The organism is Flavobacterium sp. Root186 (assembly GCF_001428525.1).
Taxonomy (GTDB): Bacteria; Bacteroidota; Bacteroidia; order Flavobacteriales; family Flavobacteriaceae; genus Flavobacterium.
Window position 1 is genome coordinate 275,785 of the sequence record NZ_LMHW01000016.1, and the last position, 17,604, is coordinate 293,388.

General features: G+C 33.8%; 16 protein-coding genes. 4 read left to right on the forward strand and 12 right to left on the reverse strand.

The window, feature by feature from the left end:
* Positions 1–3: 3 nt before the first annotated feature.
* The 6 genes from ASD98_RS21900 to ASD98_RS21925 form a co-directional block, all read right to left on the reverse strand.
* Positions 4–531, reverse strand: a complete 528-nt coding sequence (locus tag ASD98_RS21900) for an NADAR family protein (protein WP_056208839.1) — start codon at positions 529–531, stop codon at positions 4–6.
* Positions 532–594: 63 nt separating this feature from the next.
* Complete coding sequence (locus tag ASD98_RS21905; protein WP_056208843.1) at positions 595–1,413, reverse strand: TIGR02452 family protein; 819 nt, start codon at positions 1,411–1,413, stop codon at positions 595–597.
* Positions 1,410–2,237, reverse strand: a complete 828-nt coding sequence (prs, locus tag ASD98_RS21910) for a ribose-phosphate diphosphokinase (RefSeq protein ID WP_056208846.1) — start codon at positions 2,235–2,237, stop codon at positions 1,410–1,412. The genes ASD98_RS21905 and prs overlap by 4 nt, the downstream gene beginning before the upstream one ends.
* A gap of 74 nt (positions 2,238–2,311) precedes the next feature.
* On the reverse strand, positions 2,312–3,004 hold the full coding sequence (locus ASD98_RS21915; protein WP_056208849.1) for an NUDIX domain-containing protein: 693 nt from the start codon (positions 3,002–3,004) through the stop codon (positions 2,312–2,314).
* A 107-nt stretch (positions 3,005–3,111) separates the two neighbouring features.
* Positions 3,112–3,465 carry a PKD domain-containing protein gene (locus ASD98_RS21920; protein ID WP_056208853.1) on the reverse strand — a complete coding sequence of 118 codons (354 nt, stop codon included), beginning with the start codon at positions 3,463–3,465 and terminating at the stop codon, positions 3,112–3,114.
* Between the two features lie 108 nt (positions 3,466–3,573).
* The gene (locus ASD98_RS21925) at positions 3,574–4,479 is read right to left on the reverse strand and encodes a LysR family transcriptional regulator (RefSeq protein ID WP_056208856.1); all 906 of its coding nucleotides are present in this window, start codon (positions 4,477–4,479) and stop codon (positions 3,574–3,576) included.
* Between the two features lie 86 nt (positions 4,480–4,565).
* Here ASD98_RS21925 and ASD98_RS21930 point away from each other — a divergent pair, with 86 nt between their 5' ends.
* The 3 genes from ASD98_RS21930 (at position 4,566) to ASD98_RS21940 (ending at position 8,016) form a co-directional block, all read left to right on the forward strand.
* Complete coding sequence (locus ASD98_RS21930; RefSeq protein WP_082577910.1) at positions 4,566–5,327, forward strand: type 1 glutamine amidotransferase domain-containing protein; 762 nt, start codon at positions 4,566–4,568, stop codon at positions 5,325–5,327.
* Positions 5,328–5,515: 188 nt separating this feature from the next.
* A complete protein-coding gene (locus tag ASD98_RS21935) occupies positions 5,516–6,673 on the forward strand; it encodes an iron-containing alcohol dehydrogenase (RefSeq protein WP_056208859.1) in 1,158 nt (385 codons plus the stop codon).
* A 347-nt stretch (positions 6,674–7,020) separates the two neighbouring features.
* Positions 7,021–8,016: an NAD(P)H-dependent glycerol-3-phosphate dehydrogenase gene (locus ASD98_RS21940; protein WP_056208862.1), complete on the forward strand. Its 996-nt coding sequence runs from the start codon at positions 7,021–7,023 to the stop codon at positions 8,014–8,016.
* 205 nt (positions 8,017–8,221) lie between these two features.
* Here the strand turns inward: ASD98_RS21940 and ASD98_RS21945 are convergent, their stop codons facing one another.
* The 3 genes from ASD98_RS21945 to ASD98_RS21955 all read right to left on the reverse strand — a co-directional run bounded on the left by ASD98_RS21945 (position 8,222) and on the right by ASD98_RS21955 (position 10,227).
* Entirely contained in the window at positions 8,222–8,629 is a 408-nt protein-coding gene (locus ASD98_RS21945) for a hypothetical protein (RefSeq protein WP_056208865.1), read from the reverse strand.
* 99 nt (positions 8,630–8,728) lie between these two features.
* On the reverse strand, positions 8,729–9,748 hold the full coding sequence (gene pheS, locus ASD98_RS21950) for a phenylalanine--tRNA ligase subunit alpha (protein WP_053473415.1): 1,020 nt from the start codon (positions 9,746–9,748) through the stop codon (positions 8,729–8,731).
* A 122-nt stretch (positions 9,749–9,870) separates the two neighbouring features.
* Entirely contained in the window at positions 9,871–10,227 is a 357-nt protein-coding gene (locus ASD98_RS21955; RefSeq protein WP_056208868.1) for a hypothetical protein, read from the reverse strand.
* Between the two features lie 275 nt (positions 10,228–10,502).
* Here ASD98_RS21955 and ASD98_RS21960 point away from each other — a divergent pair, with 275 nt between their 5' ends.
* Positions 10,503–11,051, forward strand: coding sequence for a CvpA family protein (locus ASD98_RS21960; RefSeq protein ID WP_056208871.1), 549 nt, complete (start codon positions 10,503–10,505; stop codon positions 11,049–11,051).
* Between the two features lie 306 nt (positions 11,052–11,357).
* Here ASD98_RS21960 and ASD98_RS21965 read toward each other — a convergent pair whose 3' ends face one another.
* The 3 genes from ASD98_RS21965 to ASD98_RS21975 all read right to left on the reverse strand — a co-directional run bounded on the left by ASD98_RS21965 (position 11,358) and on the right by ASD98_RS21975 (position 17,604).
* Positions 11,358–13,766, reverse strand: coding sequence for a glycoside hydrolase N-terminal domain-containing protein (locus tag ASD98_RS21965; RefSeq protein WP_056208874.1), 2,409 nt, complete (start codon positions 13,764–13,766; stop codon positions 11,358–11,360).
* A gap of 269 nt (positions 13,767–14,035) precedes the next feature.
* Positions 14,036–15,985, reverse strand: coding sequence for a sialate O-acetylesterase (locus ASD98_RS21970; RefSeq protein ID WP_056208877.1), 1,950 nt, complete (start codon positions 15,983–15,985; stop codon positions 14,036–14,038).
* A gap of 113 nt (positions 15,986–16,098) precedes the next feature.
* Entirely contained in the window at positions 16,099–17,604 is a 1,506-nt protein-coding gene (locus ASD98_RS21975; RefSeq protein WP_082577911.1) for a cellulase family glycosylhydrolase, read from the reverse strand.

Sequence of the window (17,604 nt, forward strand, 5' to 3'; positions counted from 1 at the left end):
AAACTATTTCAATTCATCCCTAACTTCCATCAAAGCAAAACCTAAAAGATTCAATCCCTGCCATTTTTCAGGATTTGAAGCATTTGTATGATCACTGGCCATTCCTATTCCCCAAATGGGATCGACCGGACTTGCTTCAACTAAAATCCGATCTTTTGTATTTAGTAAAAATGTTTTTAAATCTCGATTCTGACTAAACTTATGATAATTGCCCTGCTTTACAATTTCGTATCGGTTTTCTAACCAAAGTTTGTCATCATAATTTCTAACTTCTCTTCCTAACTTTTTGGCTTCAGCTGGAGAATCTGCTGCCAGAATTTTTTCTAAGGTTTCTTCATCCTGAAATAATGCTGCTTTTTTTGCCATCATCCAGTGTTCTGCGGTTTTGTAAGTCACTTTATCAACTTCAAAAGAACTCAGCCACCATTGACTGAAACAGGTTTTGGTAATTTTTCCGTCTTTATTAGGCTGATGTCCCCAGAAAAATAAAAACTTACTTTCCGGAGCTATATCTTGAATATTGTATTTCATTTTTTTTTGTTTCAGGTTTCAAGTTTCAGGTTACGCAGAGAACGTGAAACCTGAAACTTGAAACTAATTAAACACATCTTCAAACTGCTTAAAGTTTGATTTTTTTTCAGAATTGTCGAATATGGCAAAAACTATCTTTTTAAAAGCGCCTGCATATTTTTCTTTAATAATTTCTTTGAACAAATGTGCTACATCTTTGGGTTCATTTCTAAAAACACCACAACCCCAGGCTCCCAAAATGATTGTGTCGCTTTTCTGTTTTAAGGCAATTGCCAATACTTTATCCATTCTGTTTTTTAAAACTTCTTCTATTTCGGCAATTTCTTCTTTCCTATTATGCTGCAGCATCGCGCCTTTGTTTGGAGCAGCTGCTGTAATTATGTCTGCAGCTAATGGTTTTTCAAAATAATCTCCATTATCATCATTCCAAAACAAAACATTCGGACTATAAATCATGTAATCTGAATATAAAAAAGAGGATTGATTTCTGTTAAAATCATACATCGCTTTGTATTTGATTTGCGTTTCATAAAGGTTGGAAGATCTTGCCAGACTTTCTTCCTGAGCGGAAGCACCTCCCAAAAATCCACCACCCGGATTTTTTGCAGAAGCGAAATTTAAAACGCAGATTTTACCATTTTTCTCTTGAACAAGTGCCTCAATTGTAGAACAATTTTTTGTAACGATTTCTGTTTCAAACTTATTTTCAATTGGAATTTTCAGGATTGCGTCCCAATCATTTGGCGTAATTGTAAACGTACTTTTTATAGATTCTTCGAGTTCTTTTTCTATAGCAATCTTTTTTCCTTTATATTCATAAAAGCCATTTTTTACGATTTCTAAGGTTTTATTTGCTATTTCTACTCGGTAATTTTTATTCATAATTTTAATTTTATAACCTCAACCTTTTCATTGTCAAAATCTTTAAAAGAATTTGTGGTGAAGATTTTATCAAAACAATCCAAAACTTCAAAACCTTTATTGAAAATTCCGTGGCTTACCGCTAAGTATAATTTTCCGGCATTTTTCTTTTTTAATTCTTCGGCTAAACCAACAAAGGTTCCGCCGCCATCGCAAATGTCATCTACAATTAAACAGTCCATTCCGTTTAAATCGTCTTCATAAACTTTAAAACCAGATAATTTTCCTGTTTTTACATCTCGGCTTTTGCTGCATTCTACCACATCAATTCCACCTAAAAATTCAGAAACTTTGTAGATTTTCTTTAAAGCTCCCCCATCTGGAGAAATTAATTTTACATTTTCACCAATGATTTTTAAAATTTCCTGAATAAAAGTATGGTTCGGAATTACAGTACAATTGTTTACCAAAGCCGGAGTCACTTCAGAGTGTGCATCAAAAACAAAAACTTTATTTAACTGCAGTCCGTTTATAATATCAGCATAAACTTTTACAGATAATGGTTCGCCGGGAATCATAACGCGATCTTGTCTTGCGGCCGGGAAATACGGAATAAAAAGATCGATAATTTTAACGTCCATTCTGCGTAAAGCATCAACTGTAATACACAGCAAACCTAAATCGTTGAAAGAGTTTAATCTATGTGTGATTGTTATTTTCTGATTGTTATCAAAATCGGGATTAATTTTAATATGTGGCTCTCCTCCAGAAAATGTAAAACTTTGAAATTTGATTTCTTCCTGATTTTGGAAAGGAGCGAATTTTGGGTCGAGATTTAGTATCATAGTTTTTTAGTTTGCGTTAATTATACGCAAATGTAGAATTTAATTTTAAATAAACAATTTATTTTGTGTAAAAATTACGCAAACTTTATTTCGAAGTGAAAGCCTTTTTGAGTTAACTCATTATATTTTAACTTATTAAACTTAAAAAGTTTAGCCGGTCGGCCTGTTTTTATTGGTGAAAATTTTTCTGTTTCTTCTAAAAAACCATAGCTTAAGATTTTTTTTCTGAAGTTTCGTCGGTCAATTTCTTTTTCTAAAATGGTGCAGTAAAGGTTTTCAAGATCTGAAAATAAAAATTCTTCGGGAAGTAAATCGAAGCCAATTGGTTCGTAAGTTAACTTTGCTTTTAATCTGGAAATTGCTTTTTCGAGTATTAAATTATGATCAAAAGCTAAAGACGGAATTTCATCTATCTTAAACCATTGTACTCTTTCAGCATCTGTATCAGCCTTAATTTCCAAATTTGAAGCATCGACTAAGGCATAATAGGCAACCGAAATTACACGGCTTCTGGTATCTCTGTGAATATCATCTCCAAAAGTATACAACTGTTCCATAAAAGTCAGCTGTACGTTTGTTTCTTCATGCAATTCGCGAATAACGGCATCGCTCAAAGATTCAGAATTCTGAACCAAACCGCCTGGCAAAGCCCAATATTTTTCTGAAGTTCCAAATTGCTGTTCAATCAATAACACATATAAATCATTGTTTTTGTATCCAAAAACGATCGCATCAACAGCAATTCTAATATTTTGTAAATTTTCCATAATCCTAAATCATATCAAACAAATATAACGAATGAGAGCCAATTTTATAATTTAATACACAAGCATAAATTATAAAACTGACTCTCAATAAGTATAAACGTTTATTTTTAGTTCACCGTAATATTTTTCTTTGGGCTTACTGTACAACTTCCAAGCGTAACATCTGCTTTAACTTCAAAAGTTCCAGCTGCGCTGTAAGTATGCGAAGTAGTTAATCCCGTTTCTGTTACAGCCGGGCTTCCATCACCAAAAGTCCACTTTACTTTAGATATCGTCTTACTTCCGGAATATTGAATCGAATAATTTATTTTCTTTGGATTACCCGCATCGACAGAATGTTTTAGTTCAACAAGAATAGATTCACCAAAACAATTTACTATTTCCTCTTCATCATGTTTACTGCAAGAAAAGACCACGAAAGCTATAATAACAACTGTAAAAATTTTTTTGATGTTTTTCATAAATTATTGATTTCAGATTTGTTACACACAAAAATAAATATTTTCTCCTACAGAAAATAAAAAAAGAAAGGTTTTACTTTCTAAATTATTCAATAATTAAATTAGTTTTTACATTCTATTACCGTAAAACAATTTTAGTTCTTTTGAAATTATTTCAAAAAACGAATTCAAATTATTGTTTTTAGGAGTTAACAAATACACAAATTCTTCCGGAACATGAAAACTGTTCCAAACTAACTGTAGTTTATTTTGCTTAATATAGTTTCTCGCATTGCAATTCCAGGTTACTGCTATTCCTTCGTTTTCAGCCAAAAGCTTAAGCATTTCAGATTCTGAAGGAATAATATAATTAGGAACCATTGATGGCCTTTTTTTATTAAATGCATGCAGCCAGAACAATTTTATATGCGGAATTCGCGCATCATGACTGTACCATTTTTGTGCATTCAGCCATTGTTCTATTTCTGTAAAATTATCTGCTTTTAATCTTTGGCGGAATTCGGTTATGTCTAAACTTGTTGGCGCAACCATTATCAGTTTAATTTTTCCAACAATTTCATAAGTCGTATCAAACGTATCAAATCGTTTTGTGGTAATGGCAAAATCGAGTTTTTTGGAATTAACTAACTCAAAAAGTTCGTCGTTTTCTGCAAAAGTAAAATCGATTAAATCAAACTTAGAAATTAAAAGATTACCTATACAATCGAAAAGGTTTTTTGAAACTCCAACAGAAATTAATCGGTTGGCGTCTTCTGCTTTTGCCCTAAAACCTGTTTCAACACTTTCAAGTCTGTCGAGTGCGTCTATAATCAAATTATTCAGTAACTTAGCGTATTCGGTTGGCTCAACCCCTTTTGATTTCCGATTAAACAATTTATTCCCCACATGAGCCTCGAGCATAGAAATCTGCTGACTTACCGCAGGCTGGCTCATAAATAACTCTTTTGCGGCAACTGAAAAATTACCGTTTTTGTAAACTGCTTTAAAAGTTCTGTACCATTCTAAATTTACCATGATATAAATTTGTTTATAGCAAACATAGTTTATTTTATTTTTACTAATATCACTTTCGGTGTAAATTTGTTAAAAATTTTAATCACATGAAAAAAATAGTATTACTCGCAATAATTGCATTTACGACTGCAGGCTTATCTGCTGTCGCACAAAAATCAAATAAAAAAGGGATGAAAAAAGTATTATTTGTTGTTACCAGCAACGATAAGCTGGGCAATACCGGAGAAAAGACAGGATTCTGGTCTGAAGAATTTGCTGCTCCTTATTATGAACTACTAGATCAGGGAATTGAAATTACAATTGCTTCTCCGCTTGGAGGGCAGCCGCCAATTGATCCAAAAAGTGCTGATCCCGCATCGGCAACAGAAGACACAAAACGTTTTGATGCTGATAAAGTTTTACAGGAAAAATTAAAAAACACTCTAAAACTATCAACAGTTAACCAAAAAGATTACGACGCAGTTTTTTATCCCGGAGGACACGGCCCGCTTTGGGATTTAGTGGAAGATAAAAGTTCTATTGCTTTAATCGAAGCTTTTTACACCAATAAGAAACCCGTAGCTTTTGTATGTCACGCTCCGGCTGTTTTAAAAAATGTAAAAGTAAAAGGTGAATATTTAGTAAAAGGCAAAAAAGTTACCGGATTTACAAATGCCGAAGAAGAAGCGGTTGGATTAACTAAAGTTGTTCCGTTTTTATTAGAAGATGCTTTAACTCAAAATGGAGCTGAATTTTCTAAAGGTGCAAACTGGCAGCCGTATGCAGTAGCAGATGGTCTTTTAATTACAGGTCAAAATCCTGCATCTTCTAAATTAGTGGCAGGTAAATTATTAGAGCAATTGAAATAAAAAAGGAGCTAAGATTCTGAGGTTCTAAGATGCTAAGATTAAATTCTTAAAAAAACTTAGAAACTCAGCATCTTAGAAACGTAGAACCTAAAAAATAAAAATAACAAAAAGGTGCTAAATACTAAGATATTAAGTTTAAAAAAAACTTAGAAACTCAGAACCTTAGCATCTCAGAACCTTAAAAAATCATGCTAAACTTTGAATTATATAATCCGACGAATTTAATTTTCGGAAAAGGGCAAATAGAAAAACTTTCGACTTTAGTTCCAAAAGATGCAAAAATTCTTTTGGCTTACGGCGGTGGAAGTATTTTTAAAAATGGCGTTTACGATCAGGTAATCGCAAACTTAAAAGGTTTTGAAATTGTTGAATTTGGAGGAATTGAACCAAATCCGCATTTTGAGACTTTAATGAAAGCTGTTGAAGTTATCAAAGCAGAAAAAATCAATTTCATTCTTGCTGTTGGCGGAGGATCTATAATTGATGGTGTTAAATTTATTTCGGCAGCGGTTAATTTCGAAGGAAATCCGATTGATATTTTACAAAAACGAATTCTGATTAAAGAAAACGCTTTACCATTCGGAACTGTTTTAACGCTTCCTGCAACGGGAAGTGAAATGAATTCAGGTTCTGTAGTTACAATCGAATCTACTCAGGAAAAACTGGCTTTTGGCGGAAGTGCATTATTCCCAAAATTTTCAATCTGCGATCCAACTGTAATTGAGTCTTTACCAAAAAGACAAATTCAGAATGGTGTTGTTGATGCTTACACGCACGTAATGGAGCAATATTTAACATATCCGCATGAAGGTTATCTGCAAGACAGAATCGCTGAAGGAATTTTACAGACTTTAATTGAAGTAGGTCCAAAAGTGGTTGAAAACCCAAATGATTATGCTTTGGCTTCAAACTTTATGTGGAGTTGTACGATGGCATTAAACGGATTAATTCAAAAAGGTGTTCCAAGTGATTGGGCAACGCATATGATTGGCCACGAATTAACTGCTCTTTACGGAATTGATCACGCCAGAACTTTGGCAATTATTGGCCCAAGTTTATACAACGTAATGTTCGAAACGAAAAAAGGAAAATTAGCCCAGTACGGAAAACGTATTTTCAACCTTTCAGGTTCTGATGACGAAGTGGCAAAAGAAGCTATTAATAAAACAGTCGAGTTTTTCCATACAATGGGAATGGATACAAAACTTTCGCAATACACAGAAAATTACAGCAACACTGCAGATTTTATCGTAAATCGTTTCGATGAAAGAGGCTGGAAAGGTTTAGGCGAAAATCAATTGGTAACTTTAGATAAAGTAAAATCTATTGTTGAACTTAGTTATTAAGTAATCAGTGGTCAGTTTTTTAGTGATCAGTCAAAAAACAGTGAGCACTAAAAAACTGATTACTGTCAACTAATAAAAAAGGCGTTCTTAACAAGTTTAGGAACGCCTTTTCAAAATACTAAAACAAAACTAACTAACTCAATTCTTGATAAATTCATTAAATTCTAATTTACAATTAGTTACAACGCACGTTTTTATTCTTTATTGCATACACTGTTTAAAATAATTTTTATTTTAGTCAAACATCCTGAAAACCATTGAAATTAAAGACTTTCATTAAATTTCTTAAATCAGATTTTGTATTATTACTACATTATTAAGTACTTTTGTTTTAAATTATTAAAATAATGAGCGGAAAATTAAAATTTGCAGTAATTGGAGGAGGAAGCTGGGCAACGGCAATTGCAAAGATGTTATGTGTGAATCTTTCAGAAATTGCCTGGTACATGCGTAATGAATCTGCAATCGAACATATCCAAAAATACAAACACAATCCTAATTATTTAAGTTCAGTTGAGTTTGACACCAGCAAACTTAGATTAACAAGCAATATAAACGAAGCAATTGAATTCGCAGATTATATCATTTTTGCGATTCCATCCGCTTTTTTAGATGCCGAATTAAAAAACATGACGGTTTCTTTGTCTGATAAAATCATTTTTTCAGCCATTAAAGGAATTGTTCCTGAAACAAGTTTAATCGTTGGTGAGCACTTTCACATTCAATACGATATACCATATTATAATATTGGTGTTATTACGGGTCCTTGTCACGCAGAAGAAGTGGCGCTTGAAAGACTTTCGTACTTAACAATTGCCTGCGGAGATCCTGACAAAGCTCGTACGGTTGCAAAATCACTGTCAGGAAATTATATTAAAGCTAAAATTTCTGACGACATCATTGGTACCGAATATGCTGCAATGCTTAAAAACATTTATGCAATCGCGGCCGGAATCGCTCATGGATTAGGTTATGGAGATAATTTTCAATCGGTTATGATGAGTAACGGAATTCGTGAAATGAAAAAATTCATCCGTAAAGTTCATAAAATGAAACGTAACATTAATGATTCTGCCTATTTAGGAGATTTATTGGTTACAGGATATTCCGTTTTCTCAAGAAACAGAATGTTCGGAAACATGATTGGAAAAGGATATACAGTAAAAAGTGCTATGATGGAAATGAGCATGGTTGCCGAAGGCTATTACGCAACAAAAAGTGCTTATAAGCTGAATCAGGGTTACGGTGCAAAAACGCCTATTATAGACGCTGTTTATGCTGTTTTATACGAAGGAAAAGATGCAAAGTCTGTGTTTAAGAAATTGACTGAGTCTTTGGATTAAGAGAAAAGAAAATAGAGAATAGAAGATAGACTTTTGTTGATTATAAAAAAGAGCCAAGATCTAAATAATTAGTCTTGGCTCTTTTCTTTTACTATTTGTATAAAGTCTATTCTCTTTATTCTATTCTCTATTCTCTATTTTCTATTTTCTATTTTCTATTCTCTATTTTCTATTCTCTATTCTCTATTCTCTATTCTCTTGCTTCTTACTTCACCATAATCCCCTCAACAAACAAAATCGGCACTTCTTCCGTATTATTTTCGTTGATTAAATTAGATTTGAATATGAATTTCTTATCGTACAAAGTATTTCCGATGAAAAATGTTACCATAAATTCATTATTCAAAACCAAAAGACTTTTCTCTATCATTTCGATTTTTGCTACAGAAACAGCTGGAACCTCAACAAAAGCGTGACGTAAAACAGATGTTTTTTTCATTTCGCCATCGATAGTTCCAAATGCCTTTGAAACCACCATAACACTGTCTAAATTAAAGTCGCTGTCGTTTACAAGATAAGCGTACCACACTTTTTCCATAAAATCATCACTCCATTCCTGCACGGCAGCAAGAAATACGTTCTCAACTTCTGGAATTGTTATATCTTTTTTCATATGAGTCAAAAATTTTAAAGTCGAAAGTCATAAAGTCGAAAGTCAAAAGCCATTACTGTGAGACTTTTGACTTTCGACTTTATGACTTTTAGACTTAAATTATATATTTGCTTTAAACTGTTCTAAGAAACGAACATCATTTTCATAGAACATACGGATATCACCAATTTGGTATAAAAGCATCGCAATACGCTCTACTCCCATTCCAAAAGCAAAACCGTTGTATTCATCTGGATTAATATCACAGTTTTTCAAAACATTTGGATCAACCATTCCGCAGCCTCCAATTTCTAACCAGCCCGTACCTTTTGTGATTCGGTAATCAGTTTCGGTTTTTAATCCCCAATAAATATCAATTTCGGCACTTGGTTCTGTAAATGGGAAATAAGACGGACGAAGACGGATTTTAGATTTTCCGAACATTTCTTTAGTGAAATAAAGTAACGTCTGTTTTAAATCTGCAAAAGAAACATCTTTGTCAATATATAACCCTTCCACCTGATGGAAAATACAGTGTGAACGCGATGAAATAGCTTCATTACGAAAAACACGTCCCGGAGAAATAGTACGAATTGGCGGTTTATGATTTTCCATATAACGCACCTGAACAGATGATGTATGCGTACGCAACAAAACATCTGGATTTGTCTGAATGAAAAATGTATCCTGCATATCACGCGCCGGATGATATTCCGGAAGGTTTAATGCGGTAAAATTATGCCAGTCGTCTTCGATTTCCGGACCTTCGGAAACGTTAAATCCAATATTGGCAAAAATATCTATAATCTGATTTTTTACGATAGAAATAGGATGACGGGAACCAATAATTACCGGTTCTGCAGCACGCGTTAAATCGCCAAAAATTCCTTTTGTTTCTTCTTTGCTTTCAAGCTCTTCCTGAATAACTCTTACTTTTTCTTCAGCAACAGCTTTTAAAGTATTTATAACTTGTCCAAAGTCCTTTTTCTGGTCGTTTGGAATATTTTTAAATTCAGTAAAAAGTTCTTTTAATAAACCTTTACTACCTAAATATTTAATACGGAATTGCTCTAAAGATTCTTTATTTTTCTCATTAAAGGCTTTAGCTTCCTCTATATGCTGTTTTATCTTATCTATCATTTTCCTTCAATAATTGAGAGTACAAATTTAGTGTTTTTAGTTGAAATTATACAGTCACAGTCGCAGTTTTCAGTTTTCAGTTCAATCAGCTGAAAACTGAGACTGCGACTGTAAACTAAAAACTACTCTATAAGTTCTCTTTCTAAAAAATAATTCACAATCGCTTCTTTCATTAAAACGGATTGTTCTCCGGCTTTTAGTGCAGGCAATTCTTCTTTTACTTTGTAATGCGGCCATCCATCTGAATCAAAAAAATCAAATTCATAAAACCCATAAGGCTCAAGCAATCTGCAGATTGCAATGTGCATTAGGTTTAGTTTTTCATCTTTTTTGAATTCACGGTGCACTTTTCCAAGTTCCTGAACTCCAATTAGGTAAATTATGGCATCTAAATCTAAATCTTCACCTTGCGAAAATTGATTTGAAAGTATATCGACGAGCTTTTCCCAGCGCTCTTTTAGTTGTGTATCTCTAGACATTTATTTATGATTTTTGATTGTAGACTTTAGATTGCTGATTTAAAAATCAATTCTGAAGGGGGCAGAATCGCAATCTGAACTCTAAATTTTGATTTGCAAAGATACACAGTTCAAATTCATTGCACTCAAAAAAATTAAATACAACAGGAATATAGTTTTTTGTTGCTTCATAAAAGACAATCAAAAAACACATAAAAACCTCTGAACCTTTACAACTCTGAGCCTCTGAACCTTAAAAAAACATATATTTGCGCCTTTATTAAACATACGAAAACATGAGTTTTTTTGATATTATCGTTGTCGCACTTTTAGTTTATAGTTTATACAAAGGCATTAAAAATGGTCTTTTTGTAGAAGTTGCTTCTTTTATTTCGCTGCTATTGGGAATTTATCTTGCGATTAAATTTTCTTCTTTAATGAGCAGCATGATTTCAAAACATGTTTCGTGGAATCCTACTAATATTCAAATTACGGCTTTTGTCCTAACTTTTATTGTGGTCGTAATTGGTGTTTATTTCCTTGCTAAAATATTAACCGGAATTGCTGATTTTGCAATGCTGGGCTGGATGAATAAGTTGGGTGGCGGCTTTTTCAGAATCTTAAAAACAATCCTGATCTTAAGTATTTTTATTGCTTTATTTGAAAAAATCAACTTCAATAATACCTTCGCTAAAAAGGAAACTTTAGATAAATCTATTTTTTATAATCCGGTAAAAAAAGTCGCGGCTTTTGTTTATCCTTCTATTGAAAAATGGTACGAAACTTTTAAAGAAAAACAGGCTGAGAAAGCTGAAGAAGGAAAAGATACTTCTAAAAAAGAATAATATTATTTACAAAGTAAACCCGACAGGTTTTAAAAACTTGTCGGGTTTACTTTGTTAATTATAATAAAACCTTTTTCAAAATTTAACCTTTGACAAAGGTTTTTTCTTTTCAAGAGAAATCAATAGCCTCCAGTTTTAACTGGAGGTTGTAAAAAAGGTATGCTAAAGCCGTTGTTATTGAAACTAAAAACCCTCAAGTTAAAACTGGAGGTTATTCATCAGTTGTCAGACTGAGCCAAGTCGAAGCCCTTTTATGTAAACTAGCCTTTGACTTCGCTCAGGATAACAGTAGTTTTCAAAATATATTTAGAAATTTATTTCTATTTTTTCATCTTTCTTTAAAGTGATATCTTGTTTTTTATCTCCAAAAATTAAAGTTGTTTTTCCTCCTTTTTTTGAAGAAACAATTACTTTTTCGGGTTTCTTATTATTCCAGATTATTTCTAATTCAAATCCGCCCCTTGCGCATATTCCTTTTACAGAACCTTGTTCCCAAGCATCTGGCAAAGCAGGAAGTAATCTAATTTCGTTTTCGTCAGACTGAACTAACATTTCAGCAACGGCAGCGGCTCCACCAAAATTTCCATCGATTTGAAATGGCGGATGCGCATCAAATAAATTCGGATAAGTTCCTCCTCCTCTTCTTGGTTTTTCTGTTTTCTTTCCGTCTGGATCAACGTAACGCAGTAATTCACGAAACATTTTATAAGCTCGGTTTCCGTCCCAAAGTCTTGCCCAAAGATTTATTCTCCATCCTTTTGACCAGCCCGTTGTTTCATCACCTTTTATTTCGAGTGTTTTTCTGGAAGCTTCAGCTAAATCAGGTGTTTTTAAAGGCGTAATATGATCTCCGGGAAAAAGTCCGAATAACTGTGATTGGTGACGGTGTTTCGGATCATTATCTTCCCAGTCAAAATACCATTCCTGCAGATTTCCTTTTTTACCAATTTGATACGGATGCATTTTTGAAAGGGCTGTTTCTAATTTTTTTCTGAATTCAGCATCGCTATTTAAAACTTTTGAAGCTTTAATGGTTTTATCAAAACATTCGCGAATCATGGCTAAATCGGCAGTTCCTCCATATAATGTGGCTCCAACAAACCCATCTGTTAGTTTATATTGGTTTTCCGGTGAAGTTGATGGCGATGTAATTAAATTTCCATTTTTATCTAATACCATCCAGCCAAGGCAAAATTCAGCCGCACCTTTCATCAAAGGATAACCTTCTTTTTTTAAATAAGCTTCATCCTGAGTAAAAATATAATGTTCCCAAATATGTGTACTCAGCCAAGCGCCTGCTATTGGCCAGCATGCCCACATTGGTTCTTCTTTTCCAAATTGTCCAACAGGATTGGTCATTGCCCAAATATCAGAATTGTGTGCTGCTGCCCAGCCTTCATTAACTCCATAAAAAGTCTTCGCTGTCACTTTTCCGGTTACCGAAAGGTTTTTTATAAAACTCAAAAGCGGCAAATGCATTTCAGAGAGATTGGTGTTTTCTGCCAGCCAGTAATTTTCTTCGAGATTAATATTCATCGTATAATTACTGCTCCAGGGCGGATTCAGATACGAATTCCAAATTCCTTGTAAATTAGCCGGAACGCCCAATGTTCTTGAAGAACTAATTAATAAATAGCGTCCGTAATTAAAATAGAGAATTTCCAGGTTTTTATCTTCTTTTCCGTCAGCATAGCGTAATAAACGTTCATCTGTTGGTAAATCCGGTGCAGTAGTTTTGCCTAAATCTAAAGTTACCCGATTATAGAATTTTTGATAATCGGCAATATGATTTTCTTTTAATTTATCGAATGGTTTTGCAAATGCCTTGTTCATGTTTTGCAAGGCAATTGTGATATCGTCTAAACCTTCTGTTACAGGATTTTTATCAAAACCATTAAAGCTTGTTGCAACAGAAACATAAATAACGGCTTCCGTCGCATCTTTTAGAGCTATTGACTCTCTGGAACTTGTAATTTTTCCATCCGTTTTTTTGATTTGGACTAAAGTGGTAAATTTTGTTCCTCTTTCTTTTACTTCAAGATATTTTGGTGAAACAGCATATCCTGCATTTTCATGAATGGGTGCCGAACCGGTCATTACCAAAATATTATTTCTTACTTCGACATTTGAGTTTAAAAGACTTTTTAAATTAATATCAAAGTTTAAAGCTCCTTTTTGATCGCTTGTCAATTTGATTACCATAATTTGATCCGGAGCTGAAACAAAATATTCACGCGTATATTTTATGCCGGCCATTTCGTAACTTACTTTTGATACTGCGTTCGAAATATCCAGTTCTCTATGATAATTTACCGCTTTTCCTTTTTCGGAATTATTGATTTCTAATGTTCCTAAAGGCGCATAGGATTCAGAGTTTTTACCCTGAACTTTCTTGTTTAATTCTTCGGCCAGTTTGTAGTTCTCGTTTTTTAATGCTTCTCGAATTGCGGGAATGTTTTTATAAGCTTCCGGATTCATTTTGGCATTTACGGGTTCTCCTGACCAAAGTGTTGCATCATTCAAATAAATTTTATCTGAATTTGCGCCTCCAAAAACCGTTGCGCCCATTTTTCCGTTTCCTAAAACTAAACTTTCTTCAAAAAAATCTGCTGGTTTGTCGTACCATAAAATATGTTTCGATTGTGCCGAAATGTTTGTGTAGTAAGATGTGAAAAGTAAAATGAGAAATGTTTTTTTTATAAGGCGTAAATTCATTTTGCTGCGTTTTAAATGTTACCTATCAGATGTTCCTACGGAACATTATTGCAATGTTGATTTTTTTGGTCAACGGATTTCATCCGTTGCTGCCAATGAATTGTTCCTAACGGAACATTGTTTCTTGTATTTGTTTTTTTTGCTAACCAATTTCAATTCGTTTTGCTGCCGATGAGTTGTTCCTAACGGAATATTTTCGTTATGTTTTATAAGAGATTTAATGGTAACATCTTGTCTCTTGTTTCTAACTTCTTACTATTCACTAATAACTATTTACTCACTTTGTAAACTTCATTCGCCGTTATCATTTCCCAATTATCAGTTCTAAATGGAGATGCGGGAAATTTTTCTTTATTAAAAAGATTGATTTCGGTATCGTCATCTGCCCAGCCGTAATGAACTGCTGCTGGATTTTGAACCTGATCGCTGGAAACAATTATTTTATTATCTTTAATTATCGCTTTCGCGGAATGAAAAACTTTGTCTGCACCTGCGATTTCAAATCCTTTTAGATTTTCTGAATTATCTGAAGTCGTTAATCCCGAACCAATATTATCGAAAGTCAAAATGATTTGATTTCCTTTTATTTCCTGAGATTTATAAGTTGGCCCGCTGTGAACTTGTTTTTTTCCATAAACATTATTTAAGGCAACTGCTGCCAAACGCAAACCAACATCTTGTTTGTTGGTTGGATGAATGTCTTTTGCGTTTCCGATATCGGTCGTAACGGCCATTCCTGTATTTGGTAATTTTAAAGTTTCGGATTGTGCTTCACGAAGTTCTGCCCAGCGGCTGCCCACTTTACTATTTCCGTTGAATTCGTTGAAGGTTGACAATTGAACGAAATAAAAAGGAAAATCACCTTGTTTAAACTTTGTTCTCCAGTCTGTAATCATTAACGGAAATGCTTTTTTATATTGATTCGCTCTCCAAACATTGGCTTCGCCCTGATACCATAAAACACCCTCAATAGCATACGGAACCAGCGGATTTACCATGGCATTGTACAATAATGACGGATAACTATTTGGTGACAAGGAAGTCTTTACAACAATAACTTTGAATTTCCATTTTCCGTCAAGCGGAATATTTTTACTTCCGAGAGTTAGTTTTAAGTCGGCTGCATCGCCGTAGATTCCACCTCCGCCGCTGTTGTCGACAATCCTAACTGTGATTACATTTTTTCCTTCTTTTAAAATATTTGATGGTATTTCATAAACACGTTTTAAATCGTATTGTGTGTTTTTCCCCACTTCAATTCCGTTTACATAAGTAATATCTTCGTCATCGATTTTTGAAAGACTTAATGTCGCTTTATTTTGAATATCTTCTGCAGAAAGTATAATGGTTTTTCGCATCCAAACCACGCCGTCTAAATCACCTAATGGCTGGTTTTCCCATAAACTCGGCGTATTTAATTCTCCCCAAACAGAATCATCAAAAGATAAATCTTTAAAAGTATTTTCATTATCTGTAATTACCGGAGTTCCCTGAATTTTCTCGACTCTTTCTTTCATTTGCTTGGCATACAATTTTGAGATAGAATCTATATTAAGCGTTGGAACATCGGCAATCATGGTTTTGAAATCATCGCTTTTTTGAAATGCTTCCCGGCTTGTCCAGGTTTCTACATTGGTTCCTCCCCAAGAAGTATTGATAATCCCGATTGGGATTTTTAATTCGGCATATAATTTTCTGGCGAAATAATATCCAACTGCTGTAAAATTACCAACCGTTTCTTTATTTGCTGTTTCCCATTTTCCGGCTTTTAAATCATCTTTTGGTTTTCCGCTTAAATCTTGCGCAACTCCAAAATGGCGAATCATTGGATAATTTGAATCAGCAATTTCTTTTTCGGCATTTATGGTTTTTGAAACCTGAAATTCCATATTCGATTGTCCGCTGCAAATCCAAACTTCGCCAACTAAAACATTTTTTATGGTGATTTTATTTTTCCCGATAATTATTAATTCGAAAGGTCCGCCGGCTTTTTCAGAATTTAGATTTAAAGTCCATTTTCCGTTTTTATCGGCAATTGTTTTTTGTATTTGTTTGTTAAAATGAACCTCTATTTTTTCATCTGCATCGGCAAAACCCCAAATTGGGATTGCTTTGTTACGCTGTAACACCATTCCGTCAGAAAACAGCAAAGGCATTTTTACATTTGCATTAGCTAAAACATTTATTATCAGAAAAATAAACACAATACATTTTTTCATTTCTTCTAAATTTAAATTGTTTAAACCACATAAGTGATATAAGTAAAGTTAAGCCTTAAATTAATCTAAAACTCAAATTATCTTATATCACTTATATAATTTAGATATTTTTTTTACTGTAATCCTTCCTTCAAAGCTGTTAAAGCCTGAGTATCAAAAACGGTATTATTAGTTCTATTAAAAATCCCGAAACCGTTGTTTCCGATGCTTCCTTCGTCCCAATAAAACGGTAATAATCCATTTGCTTTTGCTGTTTTTACAACTGTTTTCAAATAATAGGCTCTCGAAGCTAAATGTAAAGTTAAGGCATCTCCCGTTAAAGTTGTTCTGCGGATCGCTCCAAATTCTCCTAACAAAACCGGGATCCCTTTATCGACAAACTGCGTTTTCATTAATTTAAAGGTTTTCTCTAAATCTGCTTCTTCTCCATATGTTGCATTTCGTTCAATATCTGTTGTGGAGTGATAATTTGCTCCCCAATAATAGAACATTTTCCCCCAGGTTTCATCTTTGGTTAAACCTCCAAAATTCCACGGGCCATAATAATGAACTTCTACCATCATACGGCTTGCTGCTGTATCAGTAGGCAATGTAGTCATTAATTTGTTTGTTTTTTCAATATCAGTTGTTGGTCCCTGAACGACTAAAGTACGATAGGCATTTTTTCCTCCTGTAGAACGAACTGCATTAATAAACGTTTGATGATACGATGTTAAAATGGCCATTTGTGCCGCATCTTCTACCGCTGGTTCATTGGCGCTTGCAAAAAGCAAATGTTCATCAAATCCGCGTAAATGTGTTGCTATTTGTTCCCAAAAAGCTTTTTGTTTGGCATTATTTTCTACTTTTTTAGCTTCTGTAATATTATTTTCCAGCCAGCCGCCGTCCCAGTGAATATTCACGAGAACATACATATCATTGTCAACACAATATTGAATAACTTCTTTTACTCTGTCAAGCCATTCGGTTTTAATTTGCGCTGTTGAAGCATTTGCTAAATTCTGATTCCATGAACACGGAATTCTTATTGCATTAAATCCGTTTGCTTTTACAGCATCGATTAGTGCTTTTGTAACTTTTGGATTTCCCCAGGCGGTTTCACCTCCGGTTGCTTCTAAAGTATTCCCAATATTCCAGCCTAATTTTATTTTTGCGGCTAATTGTACAGCTGTACTTGACATTCCGGATTGATCTGCTGCAATTGGATTTGTATTGTAACTCGGATATAAATTGGTAACAACCGCTGCGCCTGCCTGAGTAACCGAAATTTGAACAGATGAAGTTTCTCCTGAACTAATTGTAATAGTTCCAGTTCTTGTTTCTGTACTTGTATTTTCTGAAGCTGTTATTTTAACGGTAATGGTTCCAGAACTTCCTCCAGCCTGACTTAATTGAATCCAGCTTGAATTTGGATTATTAATTGTCCATGCCGTAACATTTGTATTGATCTTTACATTTGCTTCGCTGCCTTTGCTTACAAAATCAATTTTATTAGAATCAACAGTAAGCGTTTTTACCACTGCTTTTTCTTCTTCTTTATCTGAACTGCAAGCCCAAAGACTTAAAAAAGAGAAGCATAAAATGGTGCTTAAGAAATAAATTTTAATTGTATTTTTCAT

What these genes read in the sequence shown, in the direction of transcription:
- ASD98_RS21905 (WP_056208843.1), bottom strand. Translation starts at nt 1,413, where the DNA reads ATGAATAAAAATTACCGAGTAGAAATAGCAAATAAAACCTTAGAAATC.
- prs (WP_056208846.1), bottom strand. Translation starts at nt 2,237, where the DNA reads ATGATACTAAATCTCGACCCAAAATTCGCTCCTTTCCAAAATCAGGAA.
- ASD98_RS21965 (WP_056208874.1), bottom strand. Translation starts at nt 13,766, where the DNA reads ATGAATTTACGCCTTATAAAAAAAACATTTCTCATTTTACTTTTCACA.
- ASD98_RS21975 (WP_082577911.1), bottom strand. Translation starts at nt 17,604, where the DNA reads ATGAAAAATACAATTAAAATTTATTTCTTAAGCACCATTTTATGCTTC.
- ASD98_RS21955 (WP_056208868.1), bottom strand. Translation starts at nt 10,227, where the DNA reads ATGTCTAGAGATACACAACTAAAAGAGCGCTGGGAAAAGCTCGTCGAT.
- ASD98_RS21940 (WP_056208862.1), top strand. Translation starts at nt 7,021, where the DNA reads ATGAGCGGAAAATTAAAATTTGCAGTAATTGGAGGAGGAAGCTGGGCA.
- ASD98_RS21900 (WP_056208839.1), bottom strand. Translation starts at nt 531, where the DNA reads ATGAAATACAATATTCAAGATATAGCTCCGGAAAGTAAGTTTTTATTT.
- ASD98_RS21960 (WP_056208871.1), top strand. Translation starts at nt 10,503, where the DNA reads ATGAGTTTTTTTGATATTATCGTTGTCGCACTTTTAGTTTATAGTTTA.
- ASD98_RS21945 (WP_056208865.1), bottom strand. Translation starts at nt 8,629, where the DNA reads ATGAAAAAAGATATAACAATTCCAGAAGTTGAGAACGTATTTCTTGCT.
- ASD98_RS21935 (WP_056208859.1), top strand. Translation starts at nt 5,516, where the DNA reads ATGCTAAACTTTGAATTATATAATCCGACGAATTTAATTTTCGGAAAA.
- pheS (WP_053473415.1), bottom strand. Translation starts at nt 9,748, where the DNA reads ATGATAGATAAGATAAAACAGCATATAGAGGAAGCTAAAGCCTTTAAT.
- ASD98_RS21970 (WP_056208877.1), bottom strand. Translation starts at nt 15,985, where the DNA reads ATGAAAAAATGTATTGTGTTTATTTTTCTGATAATAAATGTTTTAGCT.
- ASD98_RS21930 (WP_082577910.1), top strand. Translation starts at nt 4,566, where the DNA reads ATGAAAAAAATAGTATTACTCGCAATAATTGCATTTACGACTGCAGGC.
- ASD98_RS21925 (WP_056208856.1), bottom strand. Translation starts at nt 4,479, where the DNA reads ATGGTAAATTTAGAATGGTACAGAACTTTTAAAGCAGTTTACAAAAAC.
- ASD98_RS21915 (WP_056208849.1), bottom strand. Translation starts at nt 3,004, where the DNA reads ATGGAAAATTTACAAAATATTAGAATTGCTGTTGATGCGATCGTTTTT.
- ASD98_RS21920 (WP_056208853.1), bottom strand. Translation starts at nt 3,465, where the DNA reads ATGAAAAACATCAAAAAAATTTTTACAGTTGTTATTATAGCTTTCGTG.